Origin of the sequence: Pseudodesulfovibrio sp. JC047, assembly GCF_010468615.1 — a bacterium.
In the GTDB taxonomy this organism is placed as follows: Bacteria; Desulfobacterota; Desulfovibrionia; order Desulfovibrionales; family Desulfovibrionaceae; genus Pseudodesulfovibrio.
Genome location: NZ_WUEH01000012.1, coordinates 66,116 through 90,987 on the forward strand (window position 1 = coordinate 66,116; position 24,872 = coordinate 90,987).

The following is a 24,872-nucleotide window of genomic DNA, read 5'->3' on the forward strand; positions in this document are numbered from 1 at the left end:
TTTTTTTGATTGTTGACAACGAGACCGGACAAGGCCGGAGTGCCGGTGGTTATTTGTAGGTCGCCATGGTTCTGGCAAAACCGTCCATGGCGCGGAGAATGACTTCTTCGCTGACACAGAATGCAAGGCGGACATAGCCGGGACAGCCGAAGCCGGTGCCGGGCACAGCCAGAATCTTTTCTTCTTGCAGGGCCGCGCAAAAGGCGACGTCGTCCCCGTCCGGGGCCTTGGGGAAGAAGTAAAAAGCGCCTTTTGGCATGGTGTATTCGCATCCGGCGTTGTCCAGAACCGAGGCCATGGCTTTGCGACGGGTGTCGTAAATGGACGTGTCCACGGAACTGCCAAGGGCCTTGCCGAGGATCTTTTGAGCCAGAGCAGGGGCGTTGACAAAACCGAGAATGCGGTTTGCCAAGACAATGGCACTGACGAGCCTGTCCTTGTTTTCCATGGCGGGGTTGACCAACGCGTATCCGATGCGCTCACCTGCCATGGAGAGGTTCTTGGAGAACGAGGAGCAGACCACGGAATAGGGGTAGACATCCAACATGCTGGGCACGGTGACCCCGTCAAAGGCGAGGAACCGATATGGTTCGTCAGCCAGAATGTAGATGGGCTTGTCGCGATTTTCGTTGTGCTTGTGGAGAATGGCGGCCAGACCGTCCAGCTCCTGACGGGAATAGACCGCACCCGTGGGGTTGTTGGGTGAGTTGATGATGACAACGCGGGTCTTGTCCGTGATGGCGGCGTCCATGGCTTCGAGATCCAGCTCGAAGGTCAGGGGCTTGGCCGGGACGGAAACCAGTTTGGCACCGTGGTTCTCACTGTAGAATCCGTATTCCACGAAATACGGGGCGGGTGATAACACTTCGTCGCCGGGTTCGAGCACGGCCCGGAAAAACGAGTTGAGTGCACCAGCCGCGCCACAGGTCATGACCAGACAGTCGGCGGTGACAGGGACACCCTGTTCTCGACTGACTTCCTGAGCCAGCTTTTCGCGAACGTCGGGATACCCGAAGTTGGGCATATAGCCCATGAAAAATGGGGTTTCCGCCTGGGCCGAAAGGTCGGCCAAAGCTTCTTTGATGGCCGGCGGCGGGGGGAGATCCGGGTTGCCCAGGCTGAAGTCGCAGACGGCGTCTTCACCATATTTCTTTTTGAGGGCAATGCCTTCTTCGAACATTTTTCGGATCCAGGAAGATCCTTTCATGTACTCAGCTATTTGTGATGAGATCAATTGCATTTTTCGCTCCTTTGCAGCGTTGACGGGTCACTGTAAGACAAAGAGTGTCTACTCGCAAGACTCTCGGTCTTGGAGAACAATGGCTTTTTTGGCGATGGCGGACGGGGGCAAAAGAGAGGGAACAGTCGGGGCGTTCCGCCTTGCGTGAAGAACGTTTCAGGGCTACATGGATGCAAACAGATGAATTCTTTTTGGGGGAGGGGGCATGGAAACGGTATCGACAGCGGCCCGACAACAGGCGATTATAGAAGAGCAGCGTCAACGCATTCGGGAGCTCGAATCTGAATTGGATAAATTCCAGGGCGTTATGGATTCCATGTCCGATGGATTGCTGATTCTTCAAGATACGTTTTTTGAATGTAACCAGAGCGCGTGTCGAATCTGGAAGGCGGATAAAGGGGAGATTCTGGGGCGGTCTCCGGCGGAATTCGCGCCGGAAAAACAACCCAATGGGCGGAATTCCCGGCTCATGGCACAGGAGAAGATCCGGGCGGCCGCCGAAGGGACACCGCAGCGTTTTTTCTGGAAGGATAAGCGGGGAGACGGATCGCTTATTGATACGGAAGTCACGCTCAAGGCCATGGTCATCAATGATGAAGAATATGTGGTGGCCACCATTCGTGACATTACCGACGACCTGCGCAAGGAACGCAAACGCGCCACCCTGTTTGACCGGATGGAGTGTATCATTGAGAAGCGGACCGAGGAGCTGCGGTCTTCGCATGACGCCTTGAAAGATGAACGCTCGTATCGAACCCGGGTGGAAGAGGATCTGGAGCGAGCTGACATGGAGTTGAGTCAGGTCTTTGAAACGTCCATGGACGGTCTGATCGTGACGGATAACAAAAAGAATATCCTCAAGATCAACCGGGCGTTTTCTGAACTGTCAGGATTCGGGCACGATGATATCCAGAGCAAGAAATGTTATGAAATTTTTCCATGTCAGGGATGTGACGGGGTGCACTGCATGGCGTCGCATCGGCTCATGGGGCGCGATCTGGCTGATTATGAAACCGAATGTCGGGCCGCGTCCGGGCAATTGATTCCGTGCTCGTTGACCGCGACCAAGCTCAAGGATTCTGATGGGGTGCCGCTGGGCATGGTGGTGAGTTATCGGAATATCACGGACTATCGACAATGGGTGGAGGCCTTGCAACATTCCGAGGCCCTGCACCGGATCACCCTGGCGTCCATCTCCGATGCCGTTTTCATCACCGACGATGACGGGCATTTCATTTACATCAGCCCCAGCGTGAAAAGCGTTTTTGGCTACACCGAACACGAAGTCCGGTGGTTCGATACGATTTTCGCCTTGTTGGGTGACGATTTTTATGACCGGGAGCGGCTGGCGAGTTTTGGTGAAATCCGCAATATCGAAGTGTCGGTGTGTGACAAGTTAGAGCGGCAACACGAACTGATGGTCAACGTCAAAAAGGTTTCCATCCAGAGTGGAACCACGTTGATTACCTGTCGGGATATCACGGAAAAGCGGGAGGCCGAGCGAGAAGCCAGTCTGAAACAGGAGCAACTGGTGCAGGCTGGAAAGATGGTCAGCCTCGGTATTCTCGTGTCCGGGGTGGCGCATGAAGTGAACAATCCGAACAATTATATCATGCTGAATTCTCAACTGCTGGCCCGTATGTGGGCCGGGGCCATTCCAGCCTTGGACCGGTATTATGCGGACAATGGGGATTTCACGCTTGGCGGTTTGAAGTACAGCCAGGCCCGGGATCGGGTGCCCCGGTTGTTTGACAGCGTGTTGGAAGGCTCGGAGCGCATCAAGCGTATCGTCAAGGATTTGAAGGATTATGCCCGGCATGATTCCACGGAAATGGATCAGGGCGTGTTTCTCAATTCCGTTCTCAAACACTCCTTGAATCTGTTGGCCAATCAGATCAAACAGGCCACCTCGCATTTCGAGGTCGAGTATGACCATGGTCGCCCCATGGTGCGCGGGAATTATCAGAAAATCGAGCAGGTCATCATCAATCTGGTGCAGAATGCCTGTGAATCCCTGCCGGAAAAACGGTGTGCGATGAGTGTGAAGACCCGGCTGGATGCGGAAACCGGCACGGCAGTGGTTGAAGTCGTTGACGAAGGAGTGGGCATTTCAAAAAACGATTTGCCCCATGTGACCGACCCGTTTTTCACGACCAAGCGGGATATTGGCGGGACCGGACTGGGATTGTCTGTTTCTCACAAGATCGTGAGCGAACACGGCGGCACCCTGGAATTCTTTCAGCGGACAGGCAATGGCACACGGGCCATGTTGATTTTGCCTGCCGAACCGCATTCAAAGTAGGATAGCAGCATGTATACCCCTCACGTCCTTATTGTGGATGATGAATCCGCTTCCATTGACAGTTTTGAATTGATTCTCATGGCCGGTGGCGTGGCCAATATCACCCGGTGTGACGACGGACGTCAGGTCATGTCGCTTCTGGACGAACGGCCATATGATCTCATGTTGCTCGATCTGGTCATGCCCCATGTGACTGGCGAGGAATTGCTTGAACAGATCAAAGAGACGTATCCCAATGTCGAAGTGGTCATTATTACCGGCATCGACACCGTGGATTCTGCGGTGAATTGTATGCGGTTGGGTGCGTTTGATTATCTGGTCAAACCCGTGGATGAAACCCGGCTCATGTCCACCGTGACCCGCGCCTTGGAAATGCGTCGTCTCAAGCGGGAAAATTCCAGTTTGCGGAGCGGCTTCTTGTCCGATGCCCTGGACCATCCTGATGCCTTTGCCGCAATGATCACCCGTGATGCCAGGATGCTGCGCATGTTTCGATACGTGGAGGCCGTGGCCGGGTCGGGACAGCCTGTGCTCATCACCGGGGAATCCGGGACAGGCAAGGAACTCTTGGCCCGTGCGCTGCACACACTGACTTCGGCAGAAAATCCCTTTGTGCCGGTCAATGTGGCCGGGGTGGATGACACGGTGTTCAGCGATACTTTGTTCGGTCATATCAAGGGGGCGTTTACCGGCGCGCAGGGAGCACGTGCGGGGCTGGTGGATCAGGCATCCGGCGGCTGTCTTTTTTTGGATGAAATTGGCGACTTGTCCGCAGCCTCGCAAGTCAAATTGTTGCGATTGATTCAGGAACGGGAATATTTGCCACTCGGTGCTGATCTCCCGAAACCCGCTGAGGCACGCGTGATCGCCGCGACCCATTGCGATCTGGAAGCGGCCCGGGATGATGGCCGATTTCGGGCGGATTTGTACTATCGTTTGTGTATCCATCATGTGCATATTCCGCCGTTGCGGGAACGGCCCGATGATCTGCCGGTGCTGATGGAGCATTTTGTGCGCAAGGCGTCCACGATGTTGGACCGTGAGCCGCCGTCCATCCCGGATCGATTGATACGGGGACTGGCAACCTATGCGTTCCCCGGCAATGTGCGGGAACTGGAATCCATGATTTTTGACGCGGTCAGTAATTGTTCGGGTGATGTTTTGCCCCTTGCATCTTTTCGTGAACGGATATCGACAGAAAACGGGTCCCCGCGAGCGGATATGGACCTTTCAGATTGTATGGTTTTTCCGGACCCATTGCCAACCCTGGCCCAGGCTTCGGACATGGTGGTCGAGGAGGCCATGCGACGATCCGGCGGAAAACAGACCGCTGCCGCCCGGCTTTTGGGAATATCTCAACCGGCCTTGTCCAAACGGCTGAAACGCATGGCGGCGACGGACCGCTGATCTGCCGTGAATAGGCTATAACAAAAGGAATACAATGCCTTTTGTTATACTATGTTTTTAGTTCATTTTTTTCAGATAGATAGAGGCTTTACGCTCTGAAAATATTCCAATTGGAATACTTTCAGGGCTTTTTTTATGCGAAGTATTTTTAATTTTTATTCATATATTTCAAAGACTTTTGTGTTTCATGATTCTGGCATGAATCTTCCTATAGGGGATGCAAACACAGGAATTATTGTATGGATGATAACACTCCAGAAGGGGGAACTATGCGTAAAGACAAGGAAACGGCCATAGGGGAAAGCAAACGCTTTTCGCGGCGTGGCTTTTTGAAAACTGCGGGAAAGACTGCCGGTGGTCTGGCCGCGGGTATTTTTTATTTGAAGGAGTCCGGTTCATTGGCCTTTGCCGCACGCCCAGACGGGTGTGAAGTTCCCCCGGCCAGGTATGAACTCCGTTTTGACCCGTCCGTGTGTGCTGGCTGCGCGTATTGCGAAGTGGCCTGTGCGCAGTATCATGCCGGGGATGCCGATCCATTGGCCAGCCGGAACACGTTTGTGCTCAAGCCCGTGCTTGATTTCATCGGGGTCAGTGCGCTGTCTGCCAATGTTCCGGGATGGCCGCAGGATTTGGCCCGTGCGACGTTTGCCGAATTTTCGGAGAACGATCTGTGTCAGCAATGCGCGTCTCCCGAATGTATGGACGCTTGTCCGGAGAACGCGATCTATGTTGACCCGAAGACCGGCGCGCGCGTGGTCAAGGAAGAACTCTGTGTTGGCTGTGGTGACTGTGAAGAGGCCTGCCAGTTCAACATGATAAAGGTCAATCCACATACGGATATCGCGACCAAGTGTGACCTGTGCGGTGGTGATCCGCAATGTGTTGCCTGGTGTCCCACGCACGCCATTACCTTTCACAAGATTTAAGACTTCCGGGAGAAAATGCTATGACACAAGAAGTATACGGTAATATGGGCGTCATCTTGCGTGTGGATCTGACCACCGGGTCGATCGAACGCGAGGATGCGTCCAAATATAATGAGAAATGGCTGGGTGGTCGGTGTTTGGGGCATTACCTGTTGTTCAATGAAGTGGATGTGGCCAAGACTGATCCGTTGTCACCGGACAACAAGGTCTATATTGGTACTGGCGCATTGGGGGCGACGACCTTTCCCAGTTCAGGCCGGACCCACGCCACGTATCTCTCACCCATGAACTACTCGGGGTGGGGCGATTCCAACTGTGGTGGACATTTTGGCCCGGCACTCAAGCGGTGTGGGTATGACATGCTCGTCATCAGCGGCAAGGCCAGCAAGCCGGTCTGTCTGTACATCGAGGACGACGAGGTTCGTTTGGAATCCGCAGCCGATGTTTGGGGCAAGGGGACCATTGATACCCAGGCGGAACTGATTCACAAATACGGCGAACCTACCAAACTGCTCTGTATCGGGCAGGCCGGTGAAAATCTGATTCGATATGCCAATGTCCGCACGGAAACCACCAACTCCATGGGACGATGCGGTATGGGCGCGGTCTTCGGGTCCAAGAATCTCAAGGCCGTGGTGGCCAAAGGGTCCAAGCCGGTCAAGCTGTTCAAGCCAAAGGAGTTTTACAAGGTCACCAAGCAGCTCCGTGATGAGTTGATGGACCCCAAATTTGGCAAGGTGCATAGTGCTAGCTATGAGCTGATGTCCAAGTGGGGTACGCCCGGTATTACCAATCTGATCGGCACCACGGGTATGGTCCCCATCCGCAACTGGCAGCGGTGCGGTATTGATCCCAAGTTCGACCGTCTGGTGCGGGCTTGGAGCGAGGATCACGGGACCCGTCGAGAAGCCTGTTTTGCCTGTCCTGTGCATTGTCACGCGGCCTATGCCGTCAAGGACGGCAAATATCCCACACGCGGTGGTGGACCTGAATATGAAACCACCACGGCCCTGGGCCACAAGTGTGACATTACCGATGAAAAAATCGTGCTCAAGCTCAATTCCATGTGCAATGACTATGGGTTGGACACTGTTGAAACCGGAGCCATGTTCTCCACGCTGATGGAATTGATGGAACGGGAGTTGATCGACGCGTCATTCATCGACGGGCTTGATTTGCAGTTTGGCAACGGAGACGCCTGCGTGGCATTGATGCCCAAGATCGTGTTCCGCAAGGGATGTGGCGACAAATTCGCTGACGGACCGTACCGTGTGGCCAAGGCGTTGGGCGAAAAGGCCCTGCAATCCGTGTATCATCAGAAGGGCATGTGTGCCACGGGTGTTGAAACCCGGTCCACCATCGGGTCCATGTTGCAGTTCGCGGTTTCGCCGCGCGGTTCGCACCATCTGAACGGACTGCCCACAGCGGAGTGGGTCAACATCCCGCCCGTGGCGGTCAAGGTGTCTGGATTCAAGGAAGGCGGTGATGTCCGGTCCTATCATCCTCAGGCCAAGGCCCGGCTGGTTCAGTATTATGAAAACATGTTCTTCTTGTCCGACAGTCTGGGTATCTGCAAGTTCAACTTCGGTCATCTCGGGTACTGGCACGACAAGGTCGAGGATCTGGACCACATGTACGATCTGATCTGCAAGTCCATCTATTATGCCTCTGGTATCAAATACACGACAGAGGATCTGTTCAAGATCTTTGAGCGGTCCAATCAGATCGAGCGAGCCACCATTGTGATGCGTGGAATCCGTCGCAAGGATGATCAGCCCAACTGGAAATGCCTGAACAAGGAATGTCCGGGCGAGCATCCGGTGGGACCGATTCCGTTGCCGCCGATTGATGGGGTGAAATACAACAAGGTTCTGGACGCCTATTACAAGGAACGCGGCTGGAACCAGGACGGTATCCCGGAGACAAAGCATCTCAAGGAACTCGACCTCGACTTCGTGGCTGCAAAAATGAACAAGGCACTCTCCGTTTAATCAACCAATTCGAAATACGGGGCGGACCATGTGGTTCGCCCCTTTTCATGTGCTGGATGCACGCTGTGTCGAGTGGGGTTTAGTGTGTCAGCCCTTGGGACCAGACATAATAGAACCCCGCCTTGGGCGGCATGATGAATCGGGCGTCCACCCCCAACAGGTTCATGGGTGCCGATGTGGTCGAATCCAGCGTGTTATACGGGTTGTCATTGGGATAGACACTGCGCCGATAGCTGACAATCCGGCTGTCTTCGGGCAATCCGGAAAGGTCCCGGGCTTTGGCAAAGGCGTCCTGAATGTAGCCCACTTGGTCAATCAGTCCGATGTCCTGCGCCTGAGTAGCGGTAAAGACCCGGGCGGTTTTTACGGTATTCATGGCCGACGCGGACAGGGAGCGGTGTGTGGCGACCAGTGTGTGGAAGCGGGCCGCGAAATCATCGATGATGGCCTGGAACAGTGCCTTTTCTTCTGCCGTGGTCGGACGGAATGGCGACCCCATATCCTTGTCATTGCCGGATTTGGAGACCTCGACATCCACGCCGATCTTGTCCATGAGGCCGACCAGTTTGGGACGGATGAACACCACGCCCACCGAGCCGGTGATGGTGGTGGGGTGTGCCAGAATCCAGTCTGCCGGAAGGGCGGCGTAATAGCCTCCCGAGGCAGCCACATCCATCATGGCGACCACGATTCTCTTGCCGGTGCGTTCCTTGAATTGCATGAGTTCGTGATAGATGACATCGGACCCGGTGGTGGTACCGCCGGGAGAATCAATGGTCAGGACCACGCCTTTCACCGCTGCGTCTGCTTCGGCGAGCTTGAGTGCGCTGACCAACTCCTGAACCGGGCTTGGCTTGGCACGGAGCATCTCCTGCCTGGGCTGCGAAGAAATAAATCCCTGAAGGTGGATCAGGGCGATTTTCCCCTCGCCTTTTCCTTCGACCACAAATTCCTTGAGCGGTTCAGTGGCCGGAGACGCGAAGATCTTCAGCTTGGGCGCACACGCCGGGATGGTCAAAATCACCAGCATGAGTGCGAGAATGCAACGGATAGGCATGGGGCCTCCTTTATTCCATTGAAATCCAGGCAGTGTCCTGTTTGGAGCTTTCGAGACACGCTTCCATGAAACGGACGCCTCGCAGTCCATCGTCGCCTGTGGGGAAATCAACGGCCTGTCCATGGATGAGTGTTTCGCAAAAAGAGGTGTAGATGTTGGCAAAGGCCAGCAACCATCCTTCAGGATGCCCGGCGGGGGTGTGCGAATAGGCCATGGCTCCGGGCATGAGGTCCGGGCTGCCGCGTCGTAATGTTCGGGTTGGTTTTCCCAGCGGCATGTGGTGGAGGATTTCCGGGTTTTCCTGAAACCATTCCAGTCCGCCTGTTTCGCCGAAAATGCGGATTTTCAAGCCGTTGACCGATCCGGTTGCGGCCTGAGAATACCAATACATCCCGCGCGCGCCGGAGTCGTATTCGGTCAGGATGGTCCCGTTGTCATCAAGCAGACGGCCTTCCACCAGCGAGTCGAGTCGGGCGGCCAGCCGGGTGACCTTCAGGCTCGTCACGTGCGGAACGAGATATTCAATGTGTGATCCGACATCGCCAAGTGAGAGCGTGCCGCCACTCCTGACCGGGTCGGTGCGCCATTCGGCCTGCATGTGCCCGGTGGTTTCAAGCAGCTCCGCCAACCACCCTTGTGGGTATTCACAGTTGATGAATCGGACCGCGCCGATGTCGCCCCGGGCGATCATTTCCCGCATCTGTCGGACCATGGGGTATCCGGCATAGGTGTATGATACACCCAGATGCAAGCCCTTGTGCCGGGCGAGTTCCACCAGCTCTTCGGCCTGGGCGGACGTGTGGGTGAACGGCTTGTCGCACATGACATGAATGCCGTTTTCCAGACACGTCTTGACGTTGGAATAGTGCGCCTCATTGGAGGTGACTACCACGGCGAAATCAATATCACCCGCTTCGAGCCGGGACAATTCCTCAGGCGTGGCGTACAGCCGGTCCTCCGCCAGTTCCAATTGGGCACCGAGTTGCCGAGTTTTTTCCAGATCTCGGGAAAAACAGCCCGCTACCAATTTGGCATGGCCGTTCAAGGCCAGAGCGTGTCTGTGTACTTTGCCGACGAAGGCACTCGGGCCACCGCCTATCATTGCGTATTTGAGCATGAATTTTCAACCTCCTCCTATTTCCCTATACCGTAGATACATATAAATTTAAATGCGAAGAACGGGAAAATTCCATGCTCCATTCGATTTTTTTGAGAGGAACTTCGTTCTCAGCGTGAAAATTCCCTGTTTCAGACGGCTCTGGCCTCCTGATACCCCCTGTGCTAGTAATCGCAGGCATGGGGTTCTTTACAAAACGTCTCTCAACACAGCGAATCGGTTCATTAGGTGAACGCGCAGCAGCTCGGTATCTGGAAACAAAGGGATACCGTGTGCTGGAACGAAATTGGCGGTATCGTCAGTGGGAGCTGGATCTTATTTGTCGGGATCGTGAGACCGTGGTTTTTGTGGAAGTGAAGACGCGAAAAGCGCACTCCATGTCTTCTCCCGCAGACGGACTGACACCCGCGAAACAGCGTCGATTGGTCAAGGCGGCCAGCCATTACCTGACGCAAAAAGATTTGTGGGACGCGCCCTGTCGATTTGATCTGGCCGCCGTGACAGAAAATGGAACGTCCATGGATGTGGACCATTGTGAAAACGCATTTGATCTCAGTGGAATGAATATATGACTGATACAGGAACGTTGTGGGTGATCGCTACCCCTCTGGGCAATGTTGGTGACATGTCGCCTCGTGCCCGTCATTTATTGACGGAATCAGACGTGGTGCTGGCCGAAGACACGCGCCGGGCCGGGCTGCTTTTCAAGCGACTTGAACTGGAGCACCATGGCCGACTGGTGTCTTTTTTCGAGCACAACGAAGACAAGCGGTTGCCCCGTGTGCTTGAGCTTTTGGATGAGGGGCTTGATGTGGCCCTGATTTCCGATGCCGGGACCCCGCTTTTGTCAGATCCTGGATTCACCTTGGTTCGTGCGTGTCGTGACAAGGGGATTCGTGTTTCTCCGGTGCCGGGACCGAGCGCGCCAGTGGTGGCGTTGTCTGCCAGTGGACTTCCGCCGCTGCCTTATTCCTTTCTCGGATTTCCGCCGCGTAAGAAAAGCCATACGGAAAAGTTTTTCAAGGCCCATCGGGAGACCGGAGCTACTTTGGTGTTTTTTGAACGAAAATCTCGCTTGAAAGGGACGTTGTCCATAGCTTTCGAGATGTTGGGTGATCGGGAATTCTGTGTGGCGCGTGAATTGACCAAGGAGTACGAAGAATTCATTCGAGGCACTCTCGGGTCGATTGCGTCCATGGATCTTGATCTGCGGGGAGAACTGACGGTTATCATCGCTCCGCCGACCGAGTCGGGGCGGACCGATGAACAGACCATTGTCGATCTGTTGGAAGAAGAGCGTCTTGATGGGGGAAAACCCAAGGAGGTGGCCCGGCGTGTCGCTGAACGGGCCAATGGCTGGACAGCCAAGGAAGTCTACGCAGCCATGCGGCAATGAATTTTTCGACCAAGAATAAAACGGGAGGCCGGAAGCTGGGAATGTCCCGGCTTCCGGCCTCCTGATTTTTCAAGAGAATTTCAACGCGTTAGTTAACTGCGATGAAAGGCATTTCTTTTGAAAAAGCAGTAAAAGGAGTCCTCGTCATCACACAAAACAGGATACCGTTTTGAGAAACGAGCCGCACATCGGCGCAAAAAAGAACGTTTTTGCAAGAAGTGTGTCGAAAACGAATGTGCCATCCCCATGAACAGTGCAACTGCGACAAAGGAGACGACAACGCCAAAAAAGAATAATTCCAAATACATAAACTCTACCTCCGCAAAAATTCGGTCTTAATTCTACCCCTTTTTCTTCATTGGTCAATACCCTTTTCAAATTCTATTTTTCACATAATCCAAATTGATGATTGTTGACATGATTTGTCTATCGCGCTTATAAATATAAATTTTGTAAAATTTCATTTCATATATAGTGGTGTGTTTGGCCGTTGGTCCTGAGTTCTATGCGTCCTGTGGTCATTGAGGAGATGAGCTATGGTGCCAGAAGTGCAAATTTTCGTGTCACTTGACTTCTCTTTGAGCCTGTCTCACTAATACCTGTTGATCGTAGATACGCGGTCATTGATTCTATCCAGAGGACTCCATGAGTTTGCAGACATTATTCCGTAAAGTCCTTGACGGGTACTTTCTTGCGGATGCCGAAATACGATATATTCTTGCCCTGCCCGACGACAGGTTGAACGAGCTGTTGGCCTGTGCCCATGCGATCAGGGTTGCCCGATTCGGCACAAAAATCGGGCTGTGCGCCATTATCAATGCCAAATCTGGTACCTGTTCCGAAAATTGTTCCTTTTGCGCCCAGTCTGGTCATCATGGTGCCGAAAGTCCTGAGTATCCGTTGCTGCCTGCACAGGATATTGCCCAGGCTGCGGCCAAGGCCCAGGCCAAGGGGGTGACCCGTTTTGGCATTGTGGCCAGCGGTAAATTGGTCGGGGGACGTGATCTGGCCGGGTTTACCGAAGCGGTCCGGGATGTGGCAGCACTCGGCATGATGCCGGATCTTTCACCGGGAATTCTCGAACCCGCCCAATTAAAAGCATTGAAAAAAGCTGGATTGAAAGGGTATCATCACAACTTGGAAACCTCGGCATCCTTTTTCCCGCAGATGTGTACGACCCATGACTATGCCGAGGACGTGGCCGCTGTTCGAGCCGGGGTTGAAGCCGGGCTGCATGTGTGCTCCGGGGGGATTTTTGGTATTGGGGAATCTTGGGATGACCGGGTGGAGCTGGCGTTGCATCTTCAATCATTGGGTGTGCAGTCCGTTCCCATCAACTTTTTGCATCCTATCAAGGGAACGCCGCTTGAAGGACGTTCGCCTCTTTCCCCAGAAGAAGCCCTCAAATTGGTGGCCCTGTATCGATTCCTGTTGCCGGACCGGGCATTGCGAATTTGCGGTGGGCGACTGACCGTTTTTGGACAGGCGCGCAAGGCTGAATTGTTGAAAGCCGGAACCAGTGGCATCATGGTTGGTGACTATTTGACGATCAAGGGTGGCGATGTGGCCTCCGATCTCGAGGAGATCGGCCGTGCCGGATTGCAGCCGGAAACAGCGTGATGAAACATGACAGATAATTCGCTCACCGATTTGCACCAGCTTGTCTGGACCGCGCTTTTGGCCGCACTTATCAGTGTTGGGGCCTTTCTCGTGGTTCCGATTGGGCCGGTGCCGGTGTCCATGCAGCCTTTTTTCATTTTTTTGACGGGATTCATCCTTGGTCCGAAACGGGGTGTGTTGGCGGTCGGTCTGTACCTGCTGGCGGGAACCATCGGACTGCCGGTCTTTTCCGGTGGTCGGTCCGGGCTTGGACATCTGTTTGGTCCGACTGGCGGCTATCTGTTCGGATTCGTGCTTTCGGCGTGGCTGTGTGGCATGGGGCGCAAGACCAGCCCGAATCTTCATTGGGCTGCCGGACTCCTCTGGGGAATAGGTGCCTTGCTGGCTGTCTATGGAACCGGAATGACCTGGTTGAAATTCGCTTTGGATTTAAGCTGGCAGAAGGCCTTCATCGTGGGTGTCGTTCCATTCATGCCCTGGGATGCCATCAAGATTGTGGCCGCAGTGGCCTGTTGCAGATATCTTATCCGACTGAACCTGTTACCGGGCGGCAACGAGCCAACATAAACCATGCACGTCAAGGGATTCCCTCTTCATACCGATTCTCGTTCCATGGCGTTCGTGCGCAGTTTCATGCGGTCCTATCTGGCTGGAGCGGGTTTCAATACGCGAGGGATGCAGAATATCGGGCTGATGTATGCCATGCAACCCGGGCTTGAATCGATTCATTCAGATCCCAAAGCCCTTCGGGTGGCCCTGAAACGGTATGTTCGCCATTATCAATCGCATCCTTTCTGGACCCCGTGTCTCGTGGGTATTCTGCTCAATGTCGAACAGTCCATCGCCTCGGAGCATTTCCCGCCAAAAATGCTCGCCAAGGTCAAGGATACCACCGCTTATTCGTTGTCGGCCATCGGGGATTCCGTCTTTGCCGGGAGTCTGCTCATTTTTTGGGCCATGGTATCCATCTGCCTGTTGCTCAGCGGTTTCTTGCACCTTGCCTTTGCCGTCGGCCTGTTCTTTTTCATCGCATTGCAGGCCTTTCGCATCTACACGTTTAGTGCTGGTGTTCGTCAGGGATTCAAATTTCTGGAACGGCTCAAACGGTGGGATCTCATCAACTGGGGACGCCGGATAAAATACGCCAATGCGGGCCTGTTGCTGTGGTTATGGGCCCTTGTCTGGCCACAGCCGTATCGATGGTGGGAAGTTCTGCTCGGTGTCAGCGCACTGTTGCTTTTCGGACGGTTTGTCCGGACCGGCCTGCTGTCCAGAGTGTGTGCCGTTGCGGTGTTTGTCGGCCTTGTTGATCTCTTTTCCTGGATAAATGAAACCGGGTGGACGGAATTTGGCTTGTGATTTCCCTTTCAATCAGCCATAGAAACGATTTGAAGAGGTAGGTATATAATGACGGACGAAAGCGCATCAACAGACGCCAATCCTGGGGAGAGTCTTTCTCGACAAGTGATTGTTGCCAGCGAGAACGGGTTACATGCCCGGCCCGCAGGCAGGCTTGCGCAGGTCGCGCAGTCCTTTGAGTCCTCCATTGTTCTGGTCCGAGATGATCAGGAAGTGGATGCCAAATCCATCCTCGACATTCTGACCCTGGCCGCAGAACCGGGCCATGTGCTTGAATTGCGGGCCACAGGCGGCGATGCCGAAGCAGCCCTTATCCGGCTTGAACAACTGTTCAAAAACAAATTCGAGGTCTAAATGGCAGACGCGACTATCTCCGGCATACCCGTCGCCACAGGCATTGCCATCGGCAAGGCCTATTTTGTCAACCGAAATCATATGGCGCATCTGCCTCGACAGACGGTGGCGGCTTCACTGATGCCGCAGGAAATAGCGCGGCTCAAGGATGCCTTTGCTTCGGTTGAGGCAGAATTGACGACCATTCGGGAGCAGGTGCCCGAGGAGTTGAAAACCCACGGCTCGCTCATTGATACCCATCTCATGATGCTCAAGGACCCGAAGTTGGTCAACACGGCGGAAGGCTATATCACGTCGCTTGGTCTCAATGCGGCCTGGGCCTTGGAAAAATCCGTGGCCGATCAGGAAGCGGCCTTCGAGTCCATCAGTGACACGTACATTCGGGAACGAATGCAGGATGTGCGCGTGGTGGCCGATCGGGTGCAGACAAAGCTCATGGGCGTTGAAACGGACCTGACCACCATTTCCGGCCGGGCCATCATCATGGCTCACGACCTGACCCCGGCAGACACGGTCGAATTGCAGGTGGACAAGATCATGGCCTTTGCCACGGTCCGGGGCGGCAAAACGTCGCACACCGGCATCATGGCGCGTTCTCTGGCCATTCCGGCACTGGTCGGTGTGGACAAACTCGAAGATGCGGTTCGTGACGGTGATCTGGTCATCATTGACGGTCTGGCCGGGAAAATTATCGTCAATCCGACGGAAGCCGAGCTGGAAGATTACAACGAACGGGCCGCGAAGTTCGAGACGTATTCCCGAAAAATCAAGCGGCAATGTCATCTTCCAGCAGAAACTTTTGATGGTTCTCGGGTGCAGGTCTTTTCCAATATCGAATTGGTGGAAGAGGTCACTTCGGCACTGGATAATGGCGGGGAAGGTGTGGGGTTGTATCGCACGGAATATGCGTATCTCAATCGGATAGAGCTTCCCACCGAAGAGGAACTGACCGAAAAATATATCGATCTCGCGTCCATCATGTATCCGCGCAAGGTGGTCTTTCGAACCCTTGATCTCGGGTCGGATAAATTTATCGCTGCCTTTGGTGAATTGAATGAAGCCAATCCCGCCATGGGGTTGCGGGCCATCCGTTTTTGCCTGAAGAATCCCCAGTTGTTCAAGACGCAGCTTCGGGCGATCCTTCGTGCTTCGGCCTATGGCAATGTTTCCATGATGTTTCCCATGATTTCAGGGGTCAAGGAAGTGCGTCAGGCCAAGGCATGGCTGGCGCAAGCCCGGGCAGAACTGCGTCGGGAAGGGGTGAAGTACGACCCGGATATGCCTGTTGGAATCATGATTGAGCTGCCGGCTGCGGTGTTGATTGCCGAATTCCTGGCGCATGAAGTGGATTTCTTTTCCATCGGCACCAATGATCTGATTCAGTATTCCATTGGCGTGGATCGGACCAACCGGCATGTCTCCTACTTGTACCAGCCGTTGCATCCGGCAACCCTGCGCGCTATCAAGCTGGTGGTTGACGCGGCCCATCAGGCTGGCATAGAGGTGTCTCTGTGTGGTGAGGTGGCGTCTGATCCGTTTTGCATCCCCATCCTTCTTGGTATGGGAATCGATTCCATCTCCATGACACCGCAAGCCATTCCGGGCATCAAGCGGATTATCCGGCAGATCAACATGCACGATTGTCGGCTTTTATTGAAAGATGTGTTGGAGTGCCGCACGGTCAGCCGTATCAATAATTTGGTAATGGACAATATTTTCAAACACTTTCCAGAGGAAGTCTCCTTTTTCTCATCCCTGCTGGAAAATGACGAGCTGCCTTCATAGGCGAATGACATGGCAAAAAAGAATAAAAGAAAAGTTTCCGCAAACACCATCGGCACCAACAAGCAGGCCCGACGGCTGTATGAAATCCTTGAAACATTCGAGGCTGGCATTTCGCTGGTCGGGAGTGAGGTCAAGTCCCTGCGTGCCGGACAGGTGTCATTCAAGGATGGCTATGTCCAGTTTCGCGACGGTTCGGCCGTTTTGGTCGGAGTGCATATTGCGCCCTACGAAAAGACCGGCATCTATGATCAGCATGACCCGGAACGGCCTCGGCAATTGCTGTTGCACAAGCAGGAAATCGTCACACTTCAGGCCAAGACCGAACAAAAGGGGTTGTCCTTGATCCCCATGAAAATGTATTTCAGTCACGGCAAGGTCAAGGTCCAGTTGGGACTTGGGCGAGGGAAAAACGTTCATTCCAAGAAACAGGATCTCAAGGCCCGTGATATCTCTCGCGATACCGCGCGTCAGTTGGCGGCGTACAAGTAGCCAATCCGCACGGAAGGCCGCTTTAAGTGGTCTTCATCAGTCTGACAATCCCCGCTTTTCATATGAAAAGCGGGGATTTTTTGTTCACGGTGTCGTCCGTGTGGAATATTGGGGATGAAAATGGGATTACTGGAGTTTTTCGACCTTTTTGAGAACCCGCATGGCGTACCAGAATGCGATGATCGCCGAGACCCAGACAATGACGAGAATGGAGAGCCAAAGCCAGATGGTTCCATAGCCGAGAACCGAGATGAACAGGGTGAACAGGGCAAATGGTGCGATAACCTGCCGGGCCAGTCCCATCCAGATGGCGAAGAGTGGCCGTTTCATGCCCTGAAGGGTTGAGGTTGCCACAAAGATGATGACATATCCGTACAGGGTGAAGGCATCGATACGAAGGTATTCCACGCCGATGGCAATGACGCCGGGATCAGTGGTGAAGAGTCGCATCAGCCATTCCGCCAACAGGAAAAGGGGAATGGAGAGCGGCAACAACAGCACCGCGCCATATTTGAGGTTTTTGCGCACGGATTCGCGAATGCGGTCAATGCGATTTGCTCCATAGTTCTGGGCGGTCACGGTCAGTGCCGCGACACTGAGACCAATGCTCGGCAACAGGACGATCTGGTCGATGCGGGTGGCGATACCGTAGGCTGCCGCAGCTTCGGGCCCAAAGCCGGAGACATATTTGAAGATGACGAAAAATCCGAGGGCGACGGTCATGGAATTGAGTGCGGCGGGAAATCCCTGTTTGGCGATGTCCGCATAGATCGAAGGACACGGGATCAGATTCTTGCCTGAATTGGTGACAACCAGGCCGGTTTGGCGGGCCTTGTATCCGAGATAGATGGCACCGAATGTCTGGATGACCACTGTTGACCAGGCCACGCCCTGAAGGCCCATGGCTGGCAGACCGAATCCCCCGTAGATGAACCAGGGATCAAGGGCGATGTTGAGTGTCGCACCGAAAATGAGAATATTGCGAAAGCTTTTGGTATTTCCCTGTGATTGAAGAATGGCATTGAACAGGAAGATTGCCACGGTGGAAATATTGCAGGCGAAAATCGGGTTCATGTACGCCAGACAGGTTTCGAGATAGGAGCCTTCGGCTCCGAGCCAACTGAAGATGGGGCGAGCGAATGTCAGACCGAACCAGGCCAGAAAGGCGGAGACGAAAATACCGAAGCTGAGCATTTGAACGGCAATGAATGCCGCCTTTTTTCGGTTTTTGGCACCAAGTGCCGATCCCATGAGCGCGGTGGAGCCGGTGCCGATGCCGCTGGCGAGTGCCGTGATGATGAAATAGACAGGCAGGGACAGGGCCAGTGCCGCGACCGCGTGCGTATCGATACGCCCAGCCCACCATGTGTCCACCACATTGAACATGGTGTTGAAGAAAAAACCGATCGAGGCCGGAACCGCGACTTGTCGAATAACCTCGGAAATGGGGCGGGAGGTCAGGTCCGTGGTGTCTGTTGTTTGTGTCATGTTTTTTCTATACCAGATTTTGAGGATAAAACCGACCCTGTTGGTAAACGGGGGCATCCTGTTTTGGCCGTACCGCATTCCCCTTGGGTCATGCTGTTTTGGGCCGGGGCAGTATGCCAGAAGGCGTATCGGGAGTATAGTTCCTTTTGAGAACGATTTCAGACAGGTAATAAGTAGTAGTCGCCCATGAGTGGCTGTTTGCTGCCATGAAAAATCGGTGCGTATCCTGGATACGCACCGATTGATGTTTCGGGATTTGGGGGTGGTCGATTCGGAAACACCTGAATGGTTTCCGGTCGATCCTGTGACCCCATGGAGTGTTATTTCAGGCCGAGTTCCTTTTTGAGGAATTCGAAATCGATGTTATTGGAAACCAGTTCCGCACCTTGCTTGATTTTGATCGCGTCGCGCAGTTTGTGCCGGGACAGGATGTCATCCATTTTCTTGGCCACGGTAAAGGTGTCTTCACGGACCATGATGATCGGGGTTTCCAGCACCTCGGATCGGGTCAGGATGATGTCGTTGGGGTAGAGGTTGCCGGTCAGGATCAGACACGGGCAGTCGCCTTCGAGGGCCACAAGCTGCACGTCCGAACGGTCGCCGCCCACGATGATGGCGGAATTCTTCTTCTTGCGGAAATGCGTCATGAAGTTCTCGACCTGCATGGTGCCGATGAGGAAGGACTCCACCACCCGTTCACTCTTGTTGTGGGCAGAGATGATCTTGCCACCGAGCCGGTCGGCCAAGTCGCCCACCTTGATCGCGCCCATGAGCGGATCGCGGGGGATGACACCGAGAATCTTGACACCCTTTGATTCCAGAGAGGGTCCGAGCAACTGATCGATTTCATCCATGAAGTTCGGCGGAACGTCGTTGAGCACCACTCCGGCCATGAGGTCGCCCAGCGCCTCTTTCATGACCATGAGGTAATCGTATTTCAGTTCTTTTTGGAACCGATCGATGATGATGGTCTTGATGCCGAGTTTCTTGATGACGGAAATGGCGTCAGTATCGCAGTATTTCCCCGAATACATGGAGCCGGACCCTGCGACCAGGGTGACATCCTTGTCTTCGGAGACTGCGGCATAGCCTTCCACGATCTTGTCGAGCAGCCCGGTCATCTTGCCGGTGAAGGCCTTGACCTTGAAATCCTGGGTGACCACGATGGGCGTGACCATTTCGGGATCGGCGGAGACTCCGAGCACATCCTGAACGAATGCCGCATCTTCATCACCGAGTTTGCCGTCTATTTCCATGGGCATGGCTCCTACCGGCTTCATGTAGCCGACGTTGAAGCCCTCTTTCTGTAGTCGCAGGCCCAGACCCATAGCGATCATGTTTTTGCCTGAGTATCCTGTTGTCGAACCGATATAGAGACCTGCCATGGAAACCTCCTGAAGTATGGCGTGAGCGGGAGCTGGTCAAGCGTGTACCGCTCTTCTATGTCACATTGCGGAAAAACGAGCCGATGGTCAAGCGCAGGTCCGTGACGAGCGCACCTTCGGCATCTACCAGAACCGGGTTGAGTTCGACTTCCCGGATTTCCGGAAAGTCCGTCGCCATTTGCGAGATGGACAGTAAAATATCTTCGATGGCCGCCAGGCTGACTGGTTCTTCACCCCGAATGCCCCGCAGCAGCGGAAACGATTTGATCTCACGAACAATGTCCTGAACGTCTTGCAGGGTCAATGGAGCCAGTCTGTAGCTGACGTCATCGAGCACTTCGGAAGACGGGCCGGCCAGGCTGAAGGACACCAGTGGGCCGAATTGCGGGTCCTGCGTGAACCGGATGACCACTTCGCGGGCCTTGATCGGTCCCATGGTCTGGACAAGACACCCGGCGATATAGGCATCGGGACGTTTGCGCTGGGCACGGGCCGTGATGTCGAGCCAGGCGTCCCGCACGTCGCGCGGTGTCGCCAGATCAAGGGCTACGCCGTCCACGTCCCCACGACTTGGAATATGGGGTGAAACCAGTTTGAGAGCCACTGGATATTTCAGTTTCTTGGCGGCACGAACCGCCTGATCGCTGGTCCGTACCAGTCTGGTCTCGGGAATAGGCAGTTCATAGGCCATGGCGATGTTCATGGCATCCGCGAACGGCAGTTCCGTGATGCCCTGTTTCATGAGCGTCCGGATGGTCCGTTCAGCCCGTCCCTTGTCGCGGCGGAAACAGACTTCGACCGGATAGGGCCGATGCTCCCATTGATATTGGGCGTGCATGGCGGAAATGGCCCTGACAGCCGGTTCCGGGTAGCTATAACAGGGAATGCCTGCGGCCAACAACATGTCCCGGCCAGGTCCGATTCGTTCATCACCCATGAAACTGGCGAAAATTGGTTTGTCACAGGTCTGGGCCACATCGATGATGGCCTGTGCCGTTTCCGTGATTTCTGCGGAAGCCGTGGGCGTCAACAGGACCAGTATGGCGTGGGTCATGGAATCCGTGGCCACGGATTCCAATGTGGCGCGATATCGTTCGGCCTTGGCATCGCCGATGATGTCGATGGGATTGTACAGGGCGGCAAAGGGCGGCAAGACTTCGGTCAATGTTTCCAGCGTCGAACTGGATGGTCGGGCGAGGTTCAGGTTTGCCGCTTCACAGGCGTCGGCTGCCAGAATACCGGGACCGCCTGAATTGGTGACTACCGTGAGATTCGGTCCTTCTGGCAGGGGCTGTTCAGCAAAGGCCCGGGCAAGATCAAAAAGGGATTCCAGGGTATCCACCTGAATGATTCCGGCCTGCTTGAATGCGGCGGTGGAGGCCACAACCGATCCGGCCAGTGCGCCGGTATGGCTGGACGTGGCTCGTGCTCCAGCTTGCGTGGTGCCAGCCTTGATGAGGATGATCGGTTTTTTGTTCGTGACAGCTTGGGCGTTTTTCAGAAATTCCTGGCCGTCGTCAACTGACTCCAGATAGCCGATGATGACTTTGGTGTCCGGGTCTTCTCCCAGTGATGCCAAAACGTCCGCTTCAGAGATGCCAGCCTTGTTTCCCAGTGAAATGAATTTTGAAAATCCGATGTTTTCCCCGTCGGCCCAATCAAGGATGGCCGAACAGAGTGCGCCGCTTTGCGAAAAGAAGGCGATGGATCCCGTGGTCGGTTTTCCTTGGGCAATGGTCGCGTTGAGGCCAATGGAGGTGTTGATGAGGCCTAGGGTGTTCGGCCCGAGTAGGGTGATTCCCTTGTGCCGGGCCAGTTCCGCCATTTCCATTTCAAGCTCGAACCCGTCGCGGCCGGTTTCCCGAAATCCGGCGGTAATGACGCAGATCGCACTGACGTTGGCTTCGGCCAGCTCTTTCATGGCAGGCAGCATTTTGTCCCGGGGAAGGACGATAATGCCGAGGTCCGGTGGTTTTGGAAGCGCGGAAATCTCGGGAAAAGTCGGAATGTCGAGAATTTTTCCACCTGCGGGATTGACGGGGAAGATTGTCCCCTTGTACCCTGCGGCGATTAAATTGGACAAAATGACGTTGCCGAGCTTGTGCGGATTCCGTGAAACGCCAATGATGGCGATGGATTCCGGATTGAATAAAGAGTGAAGGTGTGCGTCTGATTGCATAAATACAGGGGGTTGAATGGATACCGCTGAACTACAGGATTGTATCCACCATCGGTTTGGTCAAGTCAAGTTCCTGGAGACCGCGCTCACGCACTCCTCGTTCGCCAATGAACAGGACGTGAATGCGGACAATGAAAGACTGGAATTCCTAGGGGATGCGGTTCTTGAGTTGTGTATTTCCGAGGAAGGATTCAAGCGATATTCGGAAGCTCCGGAAGGACAACTGACTCGAATTCGTTCGCAACTTGTCAAGGAACAGAGTCTTGCGTCCATTGCCCGAGATCTCAAGTTGGACAAATATATCCGGCTGGGACGAGGTGAAGAATTGCAAGGTGGTCGGGAACGGGATGCCCTGTTGGCCGATGCTTTTGAGGCCGTACTGGGAGCCGTGTTTTTGGATGGTGGCTTTGAAGTCGCCAAGAAAACCATTTTAAATATTTTCGAAAACCAGTGGCCGGAACAGGCCAAGTTGCCGGAAACAAAGGATTATAAAAGTCGATTGCAAGAAGTTGCTCAAGAGCGTTTCAAGGAACGTCCGGTGTACGTGTTGTCCGGGACCAGTGGACCTGAGCACGAAAAGTTGTTCATGATCGATGTCACCCTGCCACATGGCGAAGTCTTTCGAGGTGTCGGGACCAGCGTCAAACGGGCGGAGCAGGAATCAGCGCGGACCGCGTTGAAATTCCTTTCGGAATAATAAATGTCTTGTTTTTTCTGAAATCAGGAAATTTGTCGTTTTTTTGGCCCATGTCTGGAAACGGCCGGAACCAAACCCCGTAGCATCCGTGCTTCGGGGATGGTTCCGATCGTCTTCAGCCGTGCGTCTCTAGAGACTAACCACTGATGAGCTGCATGGCCATTCTCGGCAGAGAGTTGGCCTGCGCCAACATGGCCACAGCGGATTGGGTGAGAATTTGGTTACGGACGAATTCCGTCATTTCCTGGGCGACGTCAACATCGGAAATTCGCGATTCGGCAGACTGCATGTTCTCGGCCTGAATTTCCAGGTTTGTGATCGTGTTTTCCAGACGGTTCTGCATGGAACCGAGGTTGGCGCGAATCTTGTCCTTGGAGATAATGGCGTTGTTGATCGCGTCCATGGCAGACTGTGCCAATCCCTGAGTGGAAATGGCCTTGCCAGCATTCTGTTCTTCCCAGGTTGTGACACCTGTCTTGAGAGCGGCGTCTTGTCCCAGGCCGAATGCATCCGAGGTGGAACCTTGGATTCCGACATAATAGTAATCTTCAGCACTGTCGTTGCTGGTTCCGAAGTGGATCTTCAAAGGCCCTTCGGATTGCAGCCCCGTGCCATCATGGTCCACTGCCGGGTCGCCGCCCAGATTACCGTTTAAAAGATAAATGCCGTTGAAATCTGTTGCGTTGGCAATACGGGTGATTTCTGAAGACATCGCCTGATATTCAGAATCGATAATCAGTCGTTGGTCAGAGTTGTATGTTCCCGTGGAAGCCTGCATGGCCAGCTCTTTCATGCGGATGAGTTTTTCATCAATGACCTGCAACGCGCCGTCAGCGGTCTGGATCAATGAAATGGCATCGGACGCATTGCGTACGCCCTGATGCAGTGAGCTGATTTCCGAGCGCATAAGCTCGCGAATTGCCAGCCCGGCAGCATCATCGGCCGCCGTGCCGACCCGCAGACCTGATGACAAACGCCGTGTGGAGACTCCCAGACGATCATAATGATCGGTCAGGTTTCTCTGGGCATTCATTGCCATGAGGTTGTGGTTGATAACTAAAGACATCTGAACCCTCCTTGTTCGAGTATCAAATCCATTTGCTCTCGTTAAGCAGTATACATGCCAATACTTTTTTATTGTTAAATATCAGAAAGATAACTATCTAAAAAAAGTCTAGATGGGTTATTTTTTCCCAAAAATGAGGGGGGCTGGTCTGTGCTTTGTCAAGAGTTTGTCGGTATTGGGTGAAAAAAATGCCACATGTATCGGCAGAGGAGGCTGAGCCGATTATTTTTCAAGTGTGTCTTTTTTGAGAGGCGAGAGTGTTGTCTTTTTGAAAAGGCAGGGCTGGGAAAAAGAGAAAGCCCCTGTTCGTCGAGGCGAGCAGGGGCTTTCTTGTGAGTCTGTGAAGTTTATTTCTTTTCGGCGCGTTTGGTGCGCAGCCAGTTGTACCACTGTTCCATGTTGTCGCCTGTCCGGGCGGAAATCGGGAAGATTTCGATGTCCTTGTTCAAGGCTTTTGCATGGTTCTGTGCTTTGTCCATATCAAAATCAACGTAGGGGAGCAGGTCCACCTTGTTGAGCAGCATGGCTGCGGAGATATGGAACATGAATGGGTATTTTTCTGGTTTGTCATCGCCTTCGGCCACGGACAACAGGGTGATCTTGTAGTCTTCGCCCACATTGAATTCGGCCGGGCAGACCAGGTTTCCGACATTTTCGATGAACAGAATGTCGAGGCCCTCGGTGTCGATGGCCTTGAGCGCGTCCATGACCATGCCGGAGTCCAGATGGCATCCACCTTCGGTGTTGATCTGTACGGCCTGCGCGCCGGTGGCGGCCACGCGTTGCGCATCATTGTCAGTCTGGAGGTCGCCTTCGATGACCGCCATTTTGAATTCATCCTTCAGGTCGTGCAGGGTGCGTTCCAAAAGGGTTGTCTTGCCCGCGCCCGGAGAACTCATGAGATTCAGGCACAGGATTTTTTTGACGCGAAATTTGTTGTGCAGCTCGTCTGCCAACCGATCGTTGGCTTCGAGTACATTGCGAACTATAGTGACTTCCTTGGACATGATATCT

At 54.0% G+C, this 24,872-nt stretch carries 21 protein-coding genes; 13 read left to right on the forward strand and 8 right to left on the reverse strand.

The window, feature by feature from the left end:
- Positions 1 to 49 precede the first annotated feature (49 nt).
- Positions 50 to 1,240, reverse strand: a complete 1,191-nt coding sequence (locus tag GO013_RS09720; RefSeq protein ID WP_163810584.1) for a pyridoxal phosphate-dependent aminotransferase — start codon at positions 1,238 to 1,240, stop codon at positions 50 to 52.
- A gap of 205 nt (positions 1,241 to 1,445) precedes the next feature.
- Between GO013_RS09720 and GO013_RS09725 the strand changes: the two genes are divergently transcribed.
- The 4 genes from GO013_RS09725 (at position 1,446) to GO013_RS09740 (ending at position 7,866) form a co-directional block, all read left to right on the forward strand.
- Positions 1,446 to 3,542, forward strand: coding sequence for a PAS domain S-box protein (locus GO013_RS09725; RefSeq protein WP_163810586.1), 2,097 nt, complete (start codon positions 1,446 to 1,448; stop codon positions 3,540 to 3,542).
- A 9-nt stretch (positions 3,543 to 3,551) separates the two neighbouring features.
- Complete coding sequence (locus tag GO013_RS09730) at positions 3,552 to 4,949, forward strand: sigma-54 dependent transcriptional regulator (protein WP_163810588.1); 1,398 nt, start codon at positions 3,552 to 3,554, stop codon at positions 4,947 to 4,949.
- Between the two features lie 269 nt (positions 4,950 to 5,218).
- Positions 5,219 to 5,875, forward strand: a complete 657-nt coding sequence (locus GO013_RS09735) for a 4Fe-4S dicluster domain-containing protein (RefSeq protein ID WP_163810639.1) — start codon at positions 5,219 to 5,221, stop codon at positions 5,873 to 5,875.
- A gap of 20 nt (positions 5,876 to 5,895) precedes the next feature.
- Complete coding sequence (locus tag GO013_RS09740; RefSeq protein WP_163810589.1) at positions 5,896 to 7,866, forward strand: aldehyde ferredoxin oxidoreductase family protein; 1,971 nt, start codon at positions 5,896 to 5,898, stop codon at positions 7,864 to 7,866.
- Between the two features lie 79 nt (positions 7,867 to 7,945).
- On the opposite strand, the gene sppA is transcribed toward GO013_RS09740, so the two are convergent.
- Positions 7,946 to 8,923 carry a signal peptide peptidase SppA gene (gene sppA, locus GO013_RS09745; RefSeq protein ID WP_163810591.1) on the reverse strand — a complete coding sequence of 326 codons (978 nt, stop codon included), beginning with the start codon at positions 8,921 to 8,923 and terminating at the stop codon, positions 7,946 to 7,948.
- Positions 8,924 to 8,933: 10 nt separating this feature from the next.
- On the reverse strand, positions 8,934 to 10,040 hold the full coding sequence (locus GO013_RS09750) for a Gfo/Idh/MocA family oxidoreductase (protein ID WP_163810593.1): 1,107 nt from the start codon (positions 10,038 to 10,040) through the stop codon (positions 8,934 to 8,936).
- Positions 10,041 to 10,219: 179 nt separating this feature from the next.
- Here GO013_RS09750 and GO013_RS09755 point away from each other — a divergent pair, with 179 nt between their 5' ends.
- The 8 genes from GO013_RS09755 to smpB all read left to right on the forward strand — a co-directional run bounded on the left by GO013_RS09755 (position 10,220) and on the right by smpB (position 17,043).
- Positions 10,220 to 10,612, forward strand: a complete 393-nt coding sequence (locus GO013_RS09755) for a YraN family protein (RefSeq protein WP_163810641.1) — start codon at positions 10,220 to 10,222, stop codon at positions 10,610 to 10,612.
- Entirely contained in the window at positions 10,609 to 11,436 is an 828-nt protein-coding gene (gene rsmI, locus GO013_RS09760) for a 16S rRNA (cytidine(1402)-2'-O)-methyltransferase (protein WP_163810594.1), read from the forward strand. The genes GO013_RS09755 and rsmI overlap by 4 nt, the downstream gene beginning before the upstream one ends.
- Positions 11,437 to 12,081: 645 nt before the next feature.
- Positions 12,082 to 13,056: a biotin synthase BioB gene (gene bioB, locus GO013_RS09765; RefSeq protein WP_163810596.1), complete on the forward strand. Its 975-nt coding sequence runs from the start codon at positions 12,082 to 12,084 to the stop codon at positions 13,054 to 13,056.
- Between the two features lie 6 nt (positions 13,057 to 13,062).
- Complete coding sequence (locus GO013_RS09770) at positions 13,063 to 13,623, forward strand: biotin transporter BioY (protein WP_163810598.1); 561 nt, start codon at positions 13,063 to 13,065, stop codon at positions 13,621 to 13,623.
- 3 nt (positions 13,624 to 13,626) lie between these two features.
- A complete protein-coding gene (locus tag GO013_RS09775) occupies positions 13,627 to 14,415 on the forward strand; it encodes a PTS system mannose/fructose/sorbose family transporter subunit IID (protein WP_239057816.1) in 789 nt (262 codons plus the stop codon).
- A 48-nt stretch (positions 14,416 to 14,463) separates the two neighbouring features.
- Positions 14,464 to 14,769: an HPr family phosphocarrier protein gene (locus GO013_RS09780; RefSeq protein ID WP_163810600.1), complete on the forward strand. Its 306-nt coding sequence runs from the start codon at positions 14,464 to 14,466 to the stop codon at positions 14,767 to 14,769.
- A complete protein-coding gene (gene ptsP / locus GO013_RS09785; protein WP_163810602.1) occupies positions 14,770 to 16,554 on the forward strand; it encodes a phosphoenolpyruvate--protein phosphotransferase in 1,785 nt (594 codons plus the stop codon). It abuts the gene before it with no gap.
- A gap of 9 nt (positions 16,555 to 16,563) precedes the next feature.
- Entirely contained in the window at positions 16,564 to 17,043 is a 480-nt protein-coding gene (smpB, locus tag GO013_RS09790; protein WP_163810604.1) for an SsrA-binding protein SmpB, read from the forward strand.
- 126 nt (positions 17,044 to 17,169) lie between these two features.
- Here the strand turns inward: smpB and GO013_RS09795 are convergent, their stop codons facing one another.
- The 3 genes from GO013_RS09795 to GO013_RS09805 all read right to left on the reverse strand — a co-directional run bounded on the left by GO013_RS09795 (position 17,170) and on the right by GO013_RS09805 (position 22,095).
- Positions 17,170 to 18,531, reverse strand: a complete 1,362-nt coding sequence (locus GO013_RS09795; RefSeq protein ID WP_163810606.1) for an MATE family efflux transporter — start codon at positions 18,529 to 18,531, stop codon at positions 17,170 to 17,172.
- Between the two features lie 320 nt (positions 18,532 to 18,851).
- A complete protein-coding gene (locus GO013_RS09800; RefSeq protein WP_163810608.1) occupies positions 18,852 to 19,916 on the reverse strand; it encodes a phosphotransacetylase family protein in 1,065 nt (354 codons plus the stop codon).
- A 55-nt stretch (positions 19,917 to 19,971) separates the two neighbouring features.
- Positions 19,972 to 22,095: an acetate--CoA ligase gene (locus GO013_RS09805; RefSeq protein ID WP_163810610.1), complete on the reverse strand. Its 2,124-nt coding sequence runs from the start codon at positions 22,093 to 22,095 to the stop codon at positions 19,972 to 19,974.
- Positions 22,096 to 22,111: 16 nt separating this feature from the next.
- Here GO013_RS09805 and rnc point away from each other — a divergent pair, with 16 nt between their 5' ends.
- Positions 22,112 to 22,792: a ribonuclease III gene (rnc, locus tag GO013_RS09810; RefSeq protein ID WP_163810612.1), complete on the forward strand. Its 681-nt coding sequence runs from the start codon at positions 22,112 to 22,114 to the stop codon at positions 22,790 to 22,792.
- A 136-nt stretch (positions 22,793 to 22,928) separates the two neighbouring features.
- On the opposite strand, the gene GO013_RS09815 is transcribed toward rnc, so the two are convergent.
- Positions 22,929 to 23,858: a flagellin gene (locus tag GO013_RS09815; protein ID WP_163810613.1), complete on the reverse strand. Its 930-nt coding sequence runs from the start codon at positions 23,856 to 23,858 to the stop codon at positions 22,929 to 22,931.
- A 347-nt stretch (positions 23,859 to 24,205) separates the two neighbouring features.
- A complete protein-coding gene (gene hypB, locus GO013_RS09820) occupies positions 24,206 to 24,865 on the reverse strand; it encodes a hydrogenase nickel incorporation protein HypB (RefSeq protein ID WP_163810615.1) in 660 nt (219 codons plus the stop codon).
- Positions 24,866 to 24,872: the final 7 nt, after the last annotated feature.